The organism is Paenibacillus sp. sgz302148 (assembly GCF_056120465.1).
Genome location: NZ_JBVYOJ010000044.1, coordinates 1 through 15,689, shown reverse-complemented (window position 1 = coordinate 15,689; position 15,689 = coordinate 1). Strand labels below are relative to the sequence as shown.

Sequence of the window (15,689 nt, the reverse complement as noted above, 5' to 3'; positions counted from 1 at the left end):
ATCTTCCGTGTATTGGTTACGTTGTTGCTTTTCCATGTGGGACACCCCTTCTCGTAAATACCATTATCCTAATTCACTTAACGGGTGTCCACTTTTTATTCTAGCTACAGATTTCCCGTTATTTCTATCTAACCCATTGTCTCTATCGGATTAAATACATGTTTTCCCGTTATTTCTCCATTTAAATCACGGATCCAAAACTTTTCATAAATCATCAAAACCGTTTTGCCCTTCACTTAGTCTAATGTTCGAGTTTAAGCTGCGTGATCCTTGGATTGTGGGTTTTGCGAGGAGGAATCATATGAATGTGGAAGAGCTTGTAAGATTGGCGCAAAATGGCGACGACGAAGCGTTTTACGAGCTCGTCAGCCGAGATAAGGAGAAATTGTACCGAATCGCATTCGCTTATATGAAAAATGAAGCGGACGCGCTGGAGGCGATCCAGGAAATGACGTACCGCGCGTATTCCAAGCTAAAGAAGCTGAAGGAACCGAAATATTTCAATACCTGGCTCATCCGGATTTTGATCAATTATTGCATCGACGAGCAGAAGCGGAAAAAACGGGTGCTGCCTCTGATGCATGCAGAGTCCGCGGCCGACGGGAACGAAATCGACCATCGCAAATTCGGATTGGAGCTGGCGATCGAGCGGCTCGAACCGAAATACAAACATATTATTATGCTGAAATATTTTCATGACATGACGATCACGGAAATCGCACAAGTGCTCGAATGTCCGGACGGTACGGTCAAATCTTGGCTGAACAAGGCGCTCAAGGGACTGCGCGAATTTGTGGGCAAGGAGGGGGAAGGCGGCCATGTATAATGCGGAGGAACAAGCATTAGGCGAGATGAAAACGGCAATAGCTGAAGGGAGCGTGCCAGAGCAGGTCGAGGACCGGATTCGGAAGGGCATGGAGCGGGCGAAAAAAGAGCTGGAACGGCGCCGGCACCGCAAATGGAGGTCGATCTGGACAGGGATCGCAGCGGCTTGCGTTGTTTTGGTGCTTGCTGGATCGATCCGCGTTTCTCCGGCATTCGCCGCGTTCGTTCGCGACATTCCGGGGATGGACTACTTCGTCAAGCTGATCGCGGACGATAAGGGACTACAAGATGCGGTCGCAAACGAGTGGATGCAGCCGGTCGGGCTTTCCGACGCGCATGACGGCATGAAGCTGACGGTGGATGGCATTATTGCAGATGAGCGGCGCGCGGTTATTTTTTATACGATGAAGCATGATAATGAGAATTTTGCCGTGAGGTTGTCGGATATTGAGGTATTGCAAGTAAATCGCCAGCACTTGGGAGGTTTCCTTCATTACGGACAACCGGAAAACGAGGATGGGACTAACATTCGACGCGGGCGAATTGATGTAGGAATTCCACTGGGTGATGGAGTTTTGCCGGAAGAATTGATCTTTAGCGCAAGCTTGATGGCCGAGGATACACGCGGCTATGTGCCTTTCGAAGAACCAAAGCGGTACGTCGAGGATGATTTGGAAATTTCCGAGCCCCGGAAGGCAGATTCTCAAGCGAAGTGGGAAATACGCATCAAAATCGACAAGGCGAAATTCGCCGCCATGAAAAAAGTATATCCGATTGGGCAATCGATCGATGTGCAGGGCAACAAGCTGACATTCGTTGAAGCTTCGGTGTACCCGCTGCAGACGGTGCTTGAGGTGAAAACCGATCCCGCCAACCCGATGAAGTTTTTCGATTTCGCGGATTTACGGCTCGTAGATGAGCACGGTAGGGCGCTCAAATCTGGAAACGGCTCTGGCGGTGCGGATCCCAATCAGCGGTTTATCTATTTTGAAAGCAATTATTTTGATCCGCCGCAGCAACTGTATGCGGAAGGAGAACTGTTTCGTGCTTGGGATACGGAGAAAGCGCAAGTGGTGGTCGATACGGATCAAAAGAAGCTCGTTTCCGCTCCGGACGACAGACTGAAGCTAGAGAAGGTATCGCGTTCGGCGAACGTCATTCAGCTTCATTTTTCACTGACGGGTATTGATGAAGCGGACAACATGATTTATTCTTTTTTAAGTCAGGACTTTAAGGACGGCAGCGGCAAGACCTATTCGATGTCCAATCAGAGCGGGTTTTCGTCAATCATGGCCTCCGACGATCCGAGACAGAAGTCGAGTTATGTCATTGATAATAAAAAGTATGTACAGCCGTTAACGTTCCAGGTGGATCGATACCCGGGATATCTCCGCAAGAAGTTCCGGATACAAATCAAATAAGTCTGGATAAATCGGCGCACGGACGCCAGCATCGAATTACGATAGAGAGGATAATCATCGATGAAAATGATTGGGATTGATATCGGCACGACCCATAGCAAGGTCGGTTTATTCAGCGCGGACGGTACCGCTCTGGCGATCGCCAGCCGCAAGACGATTACGCACAGCAGCGAAGCGGGTTATTCTTATTATGACCCGGAGGAAATGTGGGGCATGATCGCTTCGGCGATCAAGGAGGTGCTGGAGCAAGCAGGAGCAGACTCGGGAGAGATCGCGTCCATCGGCATTGCCAGCATGGCGGAGAGCGGATTGCTCGTAGACCGAGAGACGGGAGCGCCTCGCTCCGTATTCATGCCATGGTTCGATACCGTATCCGCACCTCAAGCCGAATTGATCGGCAAAGCGGGAGACGCGTACGAAATGTTCCGCAAAACCGGACTGCGCAACAGCTTCAAGCTGGGCCTCGCGAAGCTGCTGTGGGTTCGGGACCAGAACCCTTCTGCGCTGGACGGAGCGGTATGGCTGTCGGCTTCGGGATACATTGCGTACCGTCTGACGGGCAAACCGGCATTTGATTATTCGCTTGCCGCAAGGACCTTCGCGTTCCGCATCGACGAGAAACGATGGGACGACGAGTGGATTCGCAATTTCGGCTTAGATCCGGACGTGTTCCCGGAGGCGCTGCCTGGCGGAGCGCCGGTTGGAGGGACGCTGCCGGATCTGGCAGCATCAACCGGCTTGCGCGGCGGCATCCCCGTCGGCATCGCCGGACACGACCATGTCGCCGCCGCTCTGGCGGTAGGGGCGATTACGCCGGGCATCGTCTACGACTCGATGGGCACGGCGGAGACGCTTGTCGGCACGCTGCCGGAACGGGCGCTCGGCGAGAAGGAGTTCGCCTCCGGCTTGTCGTTCGGCTGCCATATCGCGCCGGGACGCCATTTCTGGATGGGCGGCAACTCGTCATCCGGTGGTTCGGTGGAATGGCTTCGCGGGCTGCTTGCGGATGAATCGCTATCGTACGAAAAGCTGCTCGCGCTGCTTGACGGCGTGAAGCCGGGGCCTACCGGGATTTTGTATTTCCCGTATTTGACCGGCAGCGGCGCGCCAACGCCGGATTCGAAGGTGAAAGCCGCGTTCATCGGCTTGAGCAAGGAACACGGCAAAGGCGACATGATCAAAGCTGTACTCGAGGGCACCGCGTACCAGCTGGAATCGATCCGCCGGGTGGCGGAAGGCATCGCCGGACGAGCGATCGAAACGCTCGTCGTCGTTGGCGGCGGCACGCGCAACCGGCACTGGCTCCAGGCCAAGGCCGACGTCTTGGCCTGCGGGCTCGAGCTGCCGCCGATTCCGGAGGCGACGCTGCTGGGCGCAGCGCTCGCCGCGGCAGTCGGCAGCGGGGCTTTTGCTTCGGCGGAGGAAGCCGCCGCATCCGTGGCGAAGCCGGATGTTGTGCGCGTCGCGCCGCAGCCGGAGGCTCATACAGCCTATCGCAGGCTGTATGATGGGGGTTACCTGGCGCTGCAGCAGCCGCTGCGCCAGTTCGGCGCGCTGCCGCGCGAGTAGCCGCGCCGGGCCGTGGCGTGGGCCGCCGCGGTACGCGCAGTGTGCGTGCAGCCCGGCCGCCGCGAGGACTTGAGACAAGCCAGCCGGGAGCGGTCGGTTGTCTCTGTGCTTCTAACCGGGGAGTATAGCTGCAATTGTACATCTATTTTTTGCCTCATATTCGGAATGGCGGAAGTTCCTACAAATGTACAGTTATTTACGTCCTCTCGTTGTTTTCCGAGTTGAAATGGACGAAATAGATGTACGATCGCATTTATTTCCATGGAAATGGACGCAAGGTGGAGAAAATAAATGTACTTTTGCATCTATTGCTAAGGTGCTTAAGCATACTCCCCGAATTATTGGTTTGTCAGCTTACTACCGAATTGGTGAGAGAATTGTTATTCAAACCGATTGATTAAGCAGGGCGTTGGCATGAGAGGATCTCTTCTTCACAGCAGCGGTCTTACCGTAAAAAAGCCGAACAGAGAATAAATTGCGAAAGAACCACCGAAGGATGAAAAATCCAGTGCGGCGGTTCTTTTTTTTCTCCCGTCTTTTATGCCATCATTATAGATGGAGGCGATGAAGGATGTTCCAGAATTTCAAGCTCGCCGGTGACCGTCCGGTCGCGCTACAAGTGAAAGAATACATCAATCGTTTAATTATAAAAGGGGCGCTTCAGGCGGATCAGAAGCTGCCCTCCACACGAGAAATGAGCGATCTGCTAAAGGTAAGCCGTAATACAGTCATTGCAGCCTATGAAGGCTTGGAGGATGACGGATTTACGTATGCGATTCCCGGCAAGGGCAGCTATGTGGCCGCCACGGTAGGCCAGTCGGCTGCGGATAACGGAGGAGCCGGCGGCCCCGATTCCTGGCAGATCGACTGGAATGCAAGAATGAACGAGTATGCCGTATCCGCTGTAGAGCTGGATATGATGAAACAGGGCATTCGCGCCGAAAAAGGAACCATCTCGTTCACAAGCATCGCTCCGGATGAGCGGCTGTTTGATCTGGGCGATGTAAAGCGAGCCTTTATGGACCGGATGGCCATCGAAGGGCAGGTGCTGCTCAACTACGGCTATGCCAAGGGCTACAAGCCGCTGATCGATTACCTGATGCATTATATGGAGAACAAGGGGGTCGATATAAGCGGAAAGGATATGCTCATTACAGGCGGGTTTACAGAAGGCTTCGACATTGTGCTGTCGGCATTACGCCCTTCTGCGCGCCGCGGAGCGGCAATTTGTGAAAATCCGACCCATCATACGGCGATCAAAAATTTGAAACTGCACGGATTTGAGATTACCGGCATTCCGATGGAGCGTGACGGTATTCATGTGGAGCGGCTGGAGGCGGCACTGCAGACCAATCGCTTTGATCTGGCATACTTGACTCCTTCCTATCACAATCCGACAGGCATCGTCATGTCGCCGGCAAAGCGCGGAGCCGTTATGAAATTAATGATGCGCTATCAGATCCCGGTGATCGAGGATGGATTCAATGAGGAGCTGCGCTACTCGGGGGCGCATGTTGCGCCCTTAATAGCGACCGTAGGGCAAGGGAACGGAGTCATATATATCGGCAGTTTCTCCAAGGTGCTGTTCCCTGGCTTGCGGGTAGGCTGGGTGCTTGGAGACCGGGCGCTGATCAATACACTGGAAAGCATTAAGCGTGCACGCACCATTCATACATCAACAATCGATCAATCGATGTTATACCAATATTTGCTTAACGGAAATTTCGATAAGTATGTAAAAAAAGCACGTACGGAGTATAAGCGAAAATATGAGCTAACCAAGGCATGCTGTGAAGCATATCTTCCTGAGGCGCAGCTGTCCGGCGACGGGGGCTTGCATATGTTCCTCACCTTCCCGACAGGTGTAAATACACACCAACTGCTAGAAGCTTGCACAGAACAGGGTGTTATTTTCACACCGGGAGACAAGTTTTTTATTCAAGAAGGCGAAGGGACGAATACGTTGCGGCTTGGTTTTTCACGAGTAACGGATGAAAATATCGAACGAGGCATTCAAATCATTGGCAAACAGGCGCGTAGCATTATAAGGCCTAACGTTTAAGAAAAATGAGGTGTCATAATGAAAATTGGCGTTATAATGGGCGGTATTTCCTCCGAGCGTGAGGTTTCTCTGCAGACAGGTCAAGAGATGATCAAACATTTGGATCGCAGCCGCTATGATGTGGTTCCTATTGTGATCGAGCAGCGAGCGGATTTCATCACGCAGGTCCAGCAGGCGGGCATCGATCTCGCACTATTGGCGCTGCATGGCCGGTACGGCGAGGACGGCACGGTACAGGGAACGCTGGAGACGTTGGGCATTCCGTACACGGGAAGTGGCGTTCTGGCAAGCAGCTTATGTATGAATAAGCAGCTGTCCAAGATGCTGCTGAAGGCAGCGGGTGTGCATACGCCTGTAGGCCTTTGCTGGCAGGGGATGGACGATTATGATCCGCAAGTGGTGGAGCGGCTGGGCTACCCGGTTATTGTGAAGCCGAATACAGGGGGATCCAGCATCGGCATCCAGCTTGTACCAAATGAGAAGGAGCTGCTGTCGGCTGTTCAGGATGCTTGCAGCTTGGACCAAGCGATTTTGATTGAGCCTTATATTGAAGGGACGGAGCTCACTTGCTCGATCGTGGACAGCGAGGTATTGCCGATTATCGGCATTCGCTCCGCTCATTCGGAGTGGTTCGACTACAAAGCGAAATATGAGGTTGGCGGCGCTGAGGAGAAGGTGATTCAGCTTCCTCCCGTTATTGAGCGGCGTGTGCGCGAGGCGGCACTAGCCAGCTACCGGCTGTTGCAATGCAAGGTCTATGCAAGGGTCGATATGATTTTGTGTCGGGATATGCCTTACGTGCTGGAAGTGAACACATTGCCGGGAATGACCGCGAGCAGCCTGCTTCCGAAAAGTGCGGCAGCTGCGGGTATAACCTTTACACAGCTCCTGGACCGTATTATTGCCAGCTCGCTCCATGAGCGAAAACAGGAATGGGGGATGGTGCCATATGTTTCGTGAAGAAGGTTCAGGGCGGTTTATCTCCTCGCGTGTACGGGATATTCGGCCATCGGGAATTCGCGCTTTTTTTGATCTAAATGCAGCAGGCGGGGATACGATCGCCCTTGGGGTCGGGGAGCCTGATTTCGTTACACCGGAAAATGTGCGTGAGGCTTGCATTCAAGCATTACGTGAAGGGCAGACGAAATATACTTCAAATGCCGGCTTGATGGAGCTGCGAGAGGAGCTCTCTGCATATTTATCCGGCAGCTTCGCGCTTTCCTATGACCCCGGGCAGGAAATTATCGTGACGGTGGGGAGCAGTGAAGCCGTTGACCTGGCTCTGCGGGCAGTGATCGATCCGGGTGACGAGGTGCTGATTCCGGCGCCAAGCTATATTGCCTATGAACCGATTACCCATCTGCATGGCGGTAAAATTGTGGAGGTGGCAACTACGGCAAGGGAGCAGTTTAAGCTGACCCCGCAAGCGCTGCAAGCTGTAATTACGCCTCGTTCAAAGGTTTTAATGATCAATTATCCGTGTAATCCGACCGGAACAATTATGACGGAGCAGGATTGGCTGCCGATTGCAGAGCTCATTATCAAACATAATCTGGTCGTCATTTCGGATGAAGTTTATGCCGAGTTGACTTACGGGAGAAAGCATGTCAGTATCGCCTCCATGCCGGGCATGAAGGAGCGTACGATTGTCATCAGCGGTTTTTCCAAAGCTTTTGCGATGACAGGCTGGCGTGTAGGTTATGCGTGCGGTCCGCGCGCGCTGATTGCCGGCATGCTGAAAATCCACCAGTACACGGCCATGTGTGCTCCTACCATTGCACAGATTGCCGCGCTCGAATCATTGCGCCACGGCTTGGCTGCCAAGGATGAGATGATGGCGAGCTACAACGAACGCCGTAAAATGTTTGTGAGCGGCTTGAATGCAATCGGCCTGGCCTGTCACGAGCCTGAGGGGGCTTTCTATGCCTTCCCTTCAATTGCTTCCACCGGCATGTCATCCGATCAGTTTGCTCTTCGGCTGCTGAAGGAAGCGAAGGTGGCGGTCGTACCGGGACATGTATTCGGATCAGGCGGAGAGGGCTTTATTCGTTGCTCCTATGCAACCTCGCTCGTCGATTTGGAGAAGGCGCTGGAACGGATGGGAAGGTTTATGCAGGTGACGCAGCCGGTTTGAAGAAAACTTTTGCAGAACGAAAAAGACAGGTATCCCCTAATGTAGCTGGTGACTCATGCCAGTCTCCCGCCACGGATTGCGTTCTTAAAATCGGTAGGCTTGTTCACGGTCTGTTCATAACTTCATGCTAGAATGGTTCCATTCTTATGTTTCGTAATTATAGGCGGAGAAGGGTGGAACAATTCGGTGAAGAAGATGAAGAAGTGGATCATTCTCATCGTTGCGGTCGTGTTGATCGGCACGGCTGGTTTTTTTGGCTACAAGCAGTTTTTCGCAAATAACAAAAGCGGTCAAAACGCGGTCATTTCCACCGCACAGGCTCGCAAAGGCTCGATATCCGTCGAGGTATCCGGCTCCGGCGCGGTCGAAACGGTCGACCGGGAAACGGTCAAGACGAAGGAAAGCGGCAAAATCGCCGAGGTGAAGGTGAAGGAAGGCGACCATGTCAAGAAAGGCCAGGTGCTGATCACGTTCGAGGCGAAGGACAACAGCAGCCAAATCCGCCAGGAGGAGCTCAAGCTCGAACAGAAGCAGTTCGATCTGGACGACGCTCGAAATAAATGGAAGGAGCAGGCGAAGGAGGGCAGCGAGACGAGTGATGTCAACATCCGCAAGCTGGAGCTGGACATTCAGTCGTCGAAGGACAACATCGCCACATTGCGCGATGAAGCCAAAGCGCCGAACGCAATCGTATCGCCGATCGACGGCGACATCATTACATTGAACGTTGCTGCCGGGGATGAGGTGAACGGCGGATTTTCGGCGATGGACATCGTGAATTACGACAAGCTGCAAACGGTGATTCAAGTGGATGAAATGGATATCGCCCAGATCAAGGTGGGGCAAAAATCGGAGATTACGCTGGACGCATTGCCGGACCAGAAGCGAAGCGGTTCGGTAACGAATATTGCCAAGGAAGGAAAAGCGACGAACGGCGTGTCCGTGTTCGACGTGACGATCGGACTGGATAGCTCCAAGGACGTTAAGGTAGGCATGTCCACCGAAGCGACGGTCAAAATCCAGCAGAAGGACGATATTCTGATCGTACCGATCGAAGCGGTGCATCAGGTGGGCAATCAGCATATCGTTTTTGTTCCGGTGAATGGTACAGCGGGAACGGAAGCGGCAGGCGGTCCAAACGCCCAGAACAGCCAGAACTTCCAAAATGGCCAGAACGGCCAGAATGGCGAGGGAGCATGGAACGGCACACGCCGCTCGAACGGCGGTGCTGCCGGAGGAGAAGGCGGACCTCCCGGGGGTGCGCCAGGTGCCGGCGGTTTTGCCCCGAACGGCGGTGGGTCCGGCCAAGGCGGAATGAACCGCATGAACTGGCGGAACGGTGGAGGCGCTCCCGGGGCGAATACCGACGGAACGCCGATGCAGCAAAAAGCGGTTGTCGTTGAGGTGGGCTTGCACAATGAAACGTACATGGAAATTAAATCGGGCTTGACTGAAGGCGAGCAAGTGATTTTGCCGGCCGTTGTCTCGAGCAGCTCGAATCAAATGATGCAAGGCGGCTTCGGAATCGGAGGTTTCGGAGGTATGGGCGGCATGGGCGGCTTAAATGGAGGCAACAGACAACGTGTCAATACCACCGGAGGCGGCTTTCAAAGCGGCGGCCCAGGTGGTGGTTCGGGAGGAGGCTCGCGATGACGACCTCCAAACCACTAATTGAAATTGAAGGGATGGGCAAATGGTATTCGATGGGGGGAGAAAACGTCAATGTGCTGCAAGATATCTCTCTTTCGATTTATGCCGGGGAGTTCGTCGCGATCATCGGTCCTTCCGGCTCCGGCAAATCCACGCTCATGAATATGCTTGGGTGTCTCGATGTCCCGAACGAAGGCAAATATTTGCTTGACGGCGTAGAAGTGAACCGGTTGTCGGATAACGGGCGGGCACAAATCCGCAACAACAAGATCGGGTTTATTTTCCAAAACTTCAACCTGCTGAATAAACTAAGTGCATTGGAAAATGTCGAGCTTCCCCTGATCTATCGGGGGATGGGGCACAAGGAGCGGCGGTTGCTGTCCCAGCAGGCGCTGGCCAACGTCGGTTTGGCCGACCGGGTTCACCACAGGCCGACGGAGCTGTCCGGCGGACAACAGCAGCGTGTCGCGATTGCGCGGGCACTCGCCGGCAATCCGCCGATTTTGCTTGCGGATGAACCAACCGGCGCGCTCGATACCGTCACCGGGACGGAAATTTTACGGCTCATTCGCGAATTGAACAACCAGGGACATACGATTATTTTGATCACGCATGATTTGGAGATCGCCGCTCAAGCTTCCCGCATGATTCGGATCCAGGACGGCCGCATCATCGAGGACCGGGAGGTGAGCGCATGAATTTGTTCCAAGGCGTCAAGATGGCGTGGAAAAGCATCAGCATGAACAAAATGCGTTCTTTTCTGACGATGCTCGGCATCATTATCGGTGTGTTCGCCGTTATCGCGCTTGTTGCACTTGGCTCTGGCGCGACGAACCGAATCAGCGAAGAAATGCAGAAGCTCGGCACGAACCTGCTGTCGATCAGCATCTCCGGCCGAGGAGCCCAAGCTTCGCTGTCGCTGGATGAAGTGCGCGCGTTCGGCGAAATCGCCCACGTCCAGTCGGTCTCGCCGACCATCTCCGGCCGGGTAAAAGCGAAAAACGGCGCCACCAACTCCGATGTATCGATCGAAGGCATTACGCCCGAATACGAAACGGTTCGGGATTACCATGTGCAGGAGGGACGGTTCCTACTGCCGATCGACGTCGATTACCGGCAGAAGGTCGCGCTGATCGGCACGGAGACGGCCAAAACGTTGTACGGCACGGCGGACCCCGTCGGCCAAAACGTGACCCTAAACGGCATCCGCTTTAAAGTCGTTGGGCTGCTCGCTTCCAAGGGCAGCAGCTTCGGCGGCAATAACGACGACAAAATTTTGATCCCGATCACGACGGCGGAACGGCTACTTGCAACGAAGGGCATCAAATCGGTGTATGTCCGCGCCGAATCGCAGGAAACGATCGATCTCGCCATCGTAGGGCTGGAGAAAGCACTCCAGAAAAAATTTCGCGGAGCAGATGACGAAGGGTATAATATATTCAACCAGCAGGACGCGCTCGAATCGGCGAATACGATCACGAACACGCTTTCGATGGCGCTTGGTGGCATCGCCGGCATATCGCTGCTTGTCGGGGGCATCGGGATTATGAACATTATGCTTGTTTCCGTGACGGAACGGACGCGGGAAATTGGCGTACGCAAGGCGCTTGGCGCCAAGAAACGGGATATTTTGCTGCAATTTTTGGTCGAATCGGTTGTTCTGGGCGGTTTCGGCGGCATACTTGGCATTGCTTCCGGAGTCGGGGGAGCGACTTTGCTGGGCAAGCTGCTCAGCATTCAAGCGTCGTTCTCGCTGAACGTCATCGTGATTTCATTTGTTTTTTCATTAGGCATCGGGGTGTTCTTCGGCATCTATCCGGCGAACAAAGCGGCGAAGCTGCATCCGATCGATGCGCTTCGAACCTAACGAATGCGGACTTGAGAAAAGAGGTGCCCCCATGCGGCGAATTAAATTGCTTCTTATAGAGGATGACCCGTATATTTGCCAGCTGATTACGCTATATGCGGAAAATGACGGTTACGAGGTCGTTGCCGCAAATAACGGCATGGAGGGGCTGCAATGTTTTTATGACATGAACCCGGATCTGGTCGTTTTGGATTTGATGCTGCCGGAAATGGACGGATGGGAAATATGCCGCCGCATTCGCGCCGAGAAACAAACGCCGATCATCATGCTGACCGGCAAAGCGGAGAGCTATGACAAGATCAAAGGGCTGGAACTGGGTGCCGACGATTATATCGTGAAGCCGTTCGAGCCGAAAGAGCTGCTGGCCCGGGTGAAGGCCGTGCTTCGCCGCACGAATCCGATGCTTGTGGAACAGGAAGCGATTATGCTCCCGGGTCTTGTCATCGATCCGAAGCAGTACAAGATCAAATGCCTCGGGATGGAAACCGTGCTGCCTCGCAAGGAAATGGAGCTGCTCGTGTTTCTCGTCGTGAACGCGGGCAAAGTATTTACTCGCCAGCAGCTGATCGACGAAGTATGGGGTTTCCATTATGACGGCGATCCGCGGACGGTGGATGTCCACATCAAGCGGATTCGCGAGAAGCTGGGCGAGCCGAATAAGGATTGGGCGCTGAAGACGATCTGGGGGATCGGCTACAAGTTCGAGGTGAGCGATTGATGCTGAAACGGCGCAGCCTGTTCGTCAAGCTGTTTTTCTTTTATGTCCTCATCTTGCTCATTACGTTCGTTGGGACGAATACCGTATCCTTTCTGCTGCTTAAAAACGATATGTTTCGCGATCGCGGCAATTTTGCCGAAGCGCGCATTCATACGATCGTCCGCTTGCTGAATACGTCCGCGGCTCAGAAGCAGAGCAAGGAGACGCTGCTTTCTTTTCTCAACATCGCTTACGCGGATCAAGGCCAAACTTTCTATACGTTCGACCGGTCAGGGAACATGCTCTATCGCTTCGGGCGTATTCCACCGGAAGACGATCCGCAGCTGCGCGATCCGGCATATCTTCGGGGGATCATTCAGGAAGGCATTCCGGTGGATGGCGTGACGGATGACGAGAAGCGAGGGTTCGAAGTATTCATGTATTTGCTTCCGAACAAGGGCGAAGCGGACATGGATGAAGCGCTTGTCGCGATGGTTTCTTACGATTTCCCGGCTAAGGCGGCGGGGATGCGGAGCCGTTTTCTGATCCCGGGCATGTTCTCCATCGTGGTGGCCGGCATTTGCGTCTTCTTCTTGTCGCGCAAGCTGACCGCGCCGCTGCGGGAGATGAACCGGAAAGCGCTGCTGCTGGCCGAAGGAAATTTCGATCAGCGGATTAAAGTACGGACGAAGGACGAGATCGGACAACTCGGCGAATCGTTTAATATTATGGCTAAGGAGCTCGGCGTGTACGATCGGCTGCAGAAAGAGTTCGTGGCGAACGTATCGCATGATTTGCGCTCGCCGCTGACGTCGATCCACGGGTATTTGGGTGCGATTCAGGATGGCGTCATTCCGATCGAGCGGCAGCATCAATATATTAAGCTCATGCGCACACAAACGGGGCGGATGATCAAGCTGGTGGGTGACCTGCTCGATATGGCCAAGATCGAATCCGGGCAGATGGAAATTCACCCGATCAGGTACGATTTGACCGAGCAGGTGAGGCAGACGATTGCGGCTATGGAGCCTTACATGGCGGAGAAAAGCATCGTCGCCGTCATTGAGGCGGATGAGGACCATGATGTTTACGCGTACGCTGATCCTGACCGGATTGCTCAAGTCCTCTTCAACTTATTGCAAAATGCGGTACAGTTCTCCCCCAAAGGCGGTACCATCGACGTATCCGTATATGCGGACAAGGGCAAGGCCGTCGTTTCCATCAGCGATTACGGTATCGGCATCGCCGAGCAGGATTTGCCGCGCATCTGGGAGCGGTACTACAAACAAGACANTCTCCCCCAAAGGCGGTACCATCGACGTATCCGTATATGCGGACAAGGGCAAGGCCGTCGTTTCCATCAGCGATTACGGTATCGGCATCGCCGAGCAGGATTTGCCGCGCATCTGGGAGCGGTACTACAAACAAGACAAGGCGAGGTCGGGCATGTCGGGAACGGGCATCGGCCTGTCGATCATCCGGCATATTATCGATCTTCATCGTACCGGCATCAAGGTGGAAAGCGCCCCGGGGCGCGGAACGACGTTCACGTTTACTTTGCCGTTGGAGCCGTCTCCAGGGCAAGGACAGGGGCGAATATAGTCTTTTTTCATATGGGGCGATGACGTGGAACTTTCTGCGTTATCGCTCTTTTGATCTATTGATTTTTTTCAAAAAATTACTATCTTAGCTCGTTGACGCTATGCTAGAATGATTTATATGTCTACTTTTGACGAAGAAGCTCGACGCTTGCAACGCAGTTGCTGGCCCGTCCATACATATTGCTAGAATGCACGATAACTTATCAATGAAGGAGAGAAAACCATGTCCAGATGGAAGAAAAAACTGAGCAAGAAGAACGTGGCCCGCGTACTTGCCGCGTCGATGATGCTCGCGCCGCTCGTGTATACGCTGCCGCCGGTCGTCGCGCCGGTAGGGAAGGTGTATGGGGAGGGGCAGGTGAATACAGCTCCAAAGCTGAAGAAAGAAATACCGAAGGTATGGCTCCATACTGAAGGCAATAAGTCTATAGATCTGCAGAACTATTTTGTAGATGATGATGGGGATACATTGCAATTTGATTACGAGATTTTAGATACTTCCAATCTTGTTAGCCCATCTATTTTCTCGGACAACATATTGTCAATCAACAGTCTGGGAGCAAACGGGACAACAACAATTAAAGTCACCGCAACCGACGGTTTTGAGGGACATAAAGCTGAGGCTATTATTGATGTAGAAGTTGCAGCGAATGTTCCGCCGATTATCGGTCAACTCCCCGATGTGACGATGCACAAATTCTGGACCGTCAGTCTCCCGATCTCCGACCCGGATGTTGGTGATACATTAACGGTCTCTGCTCAATTAGCGGATGAATCTTCAATTGCGACGGTTACAACGAGCTCAAACTATCTTTTGATAGAGGCGCAACAAACCGGAACTGCGACCGTTAAAGTGACAGTCACCGACAGTCAACTTCATGTCACCGAATCTTCGTTCAAGATCACGATCGAAGACCAAGCGCCTGAAGTTCATTTTAGTCCGCCGCCTCAAACGTTGCTTGTCGGTGATCGATTGTGGGTGCCTCTGCGTCACGAGGACGATGAGTATGAGGACTTCGGACTTTTCTATGATGCGGATCCTTTTGATGACTTAAGCTACACCATAGCCCCTTTGGAAAGTCCATATATTTCGACAACACTTGAAGGTAATGAACTGGAAATTAAAGCCATGCATCCGGGCACTGTCACGATGAGCGCTTATGCAACGGATGAGTTTGGCGCACAATCCGAGACCATTGAAGTTCCTATTCATGTTGTCGACAAGCCGACTATTCAAATTAAAAATTACGCAGTCGAACAGGGAATGCCAATTGAAGTAAAAAGCAATGTTCCTATTTGGCTTTATTTAGTCGATAGCCATGAAACCGACGTGAATCCGGATAATATTGATCTGATCGCCGAAGACTCCCTGTTTTACAACCCGATTACTCGTGGCGATTCGTACGTTTCTTTTGGGACCGGCGAGCTCAACCTGGATCAATCGAGAAAATATAAGGTTTATGCGGGGGTGATGAGATCGGATGAATCATTCGTTCTCTACGAACCTTCGGATGATATTGAAATTACGGAGCAATTAACTTATATGTGGGATACGATTATCGGGAACAGCTCCCGGGCGATACAGCTGAGGGACATCGTCAGATATGCCGTCTCTACTGACGCGAATCGAGACATCAACGGCGACGGCAGATACGATGTCGAAGACGCCAAGATTCTGGTTAAACTTCTGGGGTACCGCAGACCGCCGCAGTAACCTACAAACGAAAGGCCAACAGAGAAGTTGGCCTTTTTCGATTTTAGCGCGCCTAGCCAAGCTAGACGCAACTAGCCGGTGCAAGTCCGGCCGAGGTAGGAGCCAAGTCGCCTCGTAGCTGACAGGCAACTGGTGAAGAGATTCTAAGG

12 protein-coding genes and 1 pseudogene are annotated in these 15,689 nt (G+C 53.1%); all 13 read left to right on the top strand.

Annotation, left to right across the window (positions count from 1 at the left end):
* Positions 1 to 301: 301 nt before the first annotated feature.
* Positions 302 to 826: a sigma-70 family RNA polymerase sigma factor gene (locus AC0LWM_RS32060; RefSeq protein ID WP_474679110.1), complete on the top strand. Its 525-nt coding sequence runs from the start codon at positions 302 to 304 to the stop codon at positions 824 to 826.
* Positions 819 to 2,246, top strand: coding sequence for a DUF4179 domain-containing protein (locus tag AC0LWM_RS32055; RefSeq protein WP_474679109.1), 1,428 nt, complete (start codon positions 819 to 821; stop codon positions 2,244 to 2,246). The genes AC0LWM_RS32060 and AC0LWM_RS32055 overlap by 8 nt, the downstream gene beginning before the upstream one ends.
* A gap of 60 nt (positions 2,247 to 2,306) precedes the next feature.
* A complete protein-coding gene (locus AC0LWM_RS32050; protein WP_474679108.1) occupies positions 2,307 to 3,815 on the top strand; it encodes an FGGY-family carbohydrate kinase in 1,509 nt (502 codons plus the stop codon).
* A gap of 571 nt (positions 3,816 to 4,386) precedes the next feature.
* Positions 4,387 to 5,877, top strand: coding sequence for an aminotransferase-like domain-containing protein (locus tag AC0LWM_RS32045; RefSeq protein ID WP_474679107.1), 1,491 nt, complete (start codon positions 4,387 to 4,389; stop codon positions 5,875 to 5,877).
* An 18-nt stretch (positions 5,878 to 5,895) separates the two neighbouring features.
* Positions 5,896 to 6,837, top strand: coding sequence for a D-alanine--D-alanine ligase (locus AC0LWM_RS32040; RefSeq protein ID WP_474679106.1), 942 nt, complete (start codon positions 5,896 to 5,898; stop codon positions 6,835 to 6,837).
* Complete coding sequence (locus AC0LWM_RS32035; protein WP_474679105.1) at positions 6,827 to 8,011, top strand: aminotransferase class I/II-fold pyridoxal phosphate-dependent enzyme; 1,185 nt, start codon at positions 6,827 to 6,829, stop codon at positions 8,009 to 8,011. The genes AC0LWM_RS32040 and AC0LWM_RS32035 overlap by 11 nt, the downstream gene beginning before the upstream one ends.
* 195 nt (positions 8,012 to 8,206) lie before the next feature.
* Positions 8,207 to 9,664 (top strand): efflux RND transporter periplasmic adaptor subunit, encoded by a 1,458-nt coding sequence (locus AC0LWM_RS32030; RefSeq protein WP_474679112.1) that lies wholly within the window; start codon positions 8,207 to 8,209, stop codon positions 9,662 to 9,664.
* Positions 9,661 to 10,359: an ABC transporter ATP-binding protein gene (locus AC0LWM_RS32025; RefSeq protein ID WP_474679104.1), complete on the top strand. Its 699-nt coding sequence runs from the start codon at positions 9,661 to 9,663 to the stop codon at positions 10,357 to 10,359. The genes AC0LWM_RS32030 and AC0LWM_RS32025 overlap by 4 nt, the downstream gene beginning before the upstream one ends.
* Positions 10,356 to 11,528, top strand: coding sequence for an ABC transporter permease (locus tag AC0LWM_RS32020; RefSeq protein ID WP_474679103.1), 1,173 nt, complete (start codon positions 10,356 to 10,358; stop codon positions 11,526 to 11,528). The genes AC0LWM_RS32025 and AC0LWM_RS32020 overlap by 4 nt, the downstream gene beginning before the upstream one ends.
* A gap of 31 nt (positions 11,529 to 11,559) precedes the next feature.
* The gene (locus AC0LWM_RS32015; protein ID WP_474679102.1) at positions 11,560 to 12,246 is read left to right on the top strand and encodes a response regulator transcription factor; all 687 of its coding nucleotides are present in this window, start codon (positions 11,560 to 11,562) and stop codon (positions 12,244 to 12,246) included.
* A pseudogene (locus AC0LWM_RS32010) lies at positions 12,246 to 13,499 on the top strand (sensor histidine kinase); the annotation flags it as partial. The gene AC0LWM_RS32015 and the pseudogene AC0LWM_RS32010, both read left to right, overlap by 1 nt.
* A complete protein-coding gene (locus tag AC0LWM_RS32005) occupies positions 13,417 to 13,827 on the top strand; it encodes a sensor histidine kinase (RefSeq protein ID WP_474679111.1) in 411 nt (136 codons plus the stop codon). The pseudogene AC0LWM_RS32010 and the gene AC0LWM_RS32005, both read left to right, overlap by 83 nt.
* A 222-nt stretch (positions 13,828 to 14,049) precedes the next feature.
* Entirely contained in the window at positions 14,050 to 15,540 is a 1,491-nt protein-coding gene (locus tag AC0LWM_RS32000; protein ID WP_474679101.1) for a hypothetical protein, read from the top strand.
* The last annotated feature ends 149 nt before the right edge of the window (positions 15,541 to 15,689 follow it).

Excerpts from the sequence above, each read along its gene's own strand:
- AC0LWM_RS32055 (WP_474679109.1), top strand. The coding sequence starts at position 819 with ATGTATAATGCGGAGGAACAAGCATTAGGCGAGATGAAAACGGCAATA.
- AC0LWM_RS32060 (WP_474679110.1), top strand. The coding sequence starts at position 302 with ATGAATGTGGAAGAGCTTGTAAGATTGGCGCAAAATGGCGACGACGAA.
- AC0LWM_RS32015 (WP_474679102.1), top strand. The coding sequence starts at position 11,560 with ATGCGGCGAATTAAATTGCTTCTTATAGAGGATGACCCGTATATTTGC.
- AC0LWM_RS32020 (WP_474679103.1), top strand. The coding sequence starts at position 10,356 with ATGAATTTGTTCCAAGGCGTCAAGATGGCGTGGAAAAGCATCAGCATG.
- AC0LWM_RS32045 (WP_474679107.1), top strand. The coding sequence starts at position 4,387 with ATGTTCCAGAATTTCAAGCTCGCCGGTGACCGTCCGGTCGCGCTACAA.
- AC0LWM_RS32000 (WP_474679101.1), top strand. The coding sequence starts at position 14,050 with ATGTCCAGATGGAAGAAAAAACTGAGCAAGAAGAACGTGGCCCGCGTA.
- AC0LWM_RS32035 (WP_474679105.1), top strand. The coding sequence starts at position 6,827 with ATGTTTCGTGAAGAAGGTTCAGGGCGGTTTATCTCCTCGCGTGTACGG.
- AC0LWM_RS32040 (WP_474679106.1), top strand. The coding sequence starts at position 5,896 with ATGAAAATTGGCGTTATAATGGGCGGTATTTCCTCCGAGCGTGAGGTT.
- AC0LWM_RS32030 (WP_474679112.1), top strand. The coding sequence starts at position 8,207 with ATGAAGAAGTGGATCATTCTCATCGTTGCGGTCGTGTTGATCGGCACG.
- AC0LWM_RS32025 (WP_474679104.1), top strand. The coding sequence starts at position 9,661 with ATGACGACCTCCAAACCACTAATTGAAATTGAAGGGATGGGCAAATGG.
- AC0LWM_RS32050 (WP_474679108.1), top strand. The coding sequence starts at position 2,307 with ATGAAAATGATTGGGATTGATATCGGCACGACCCATAGCAAGGTCGGT.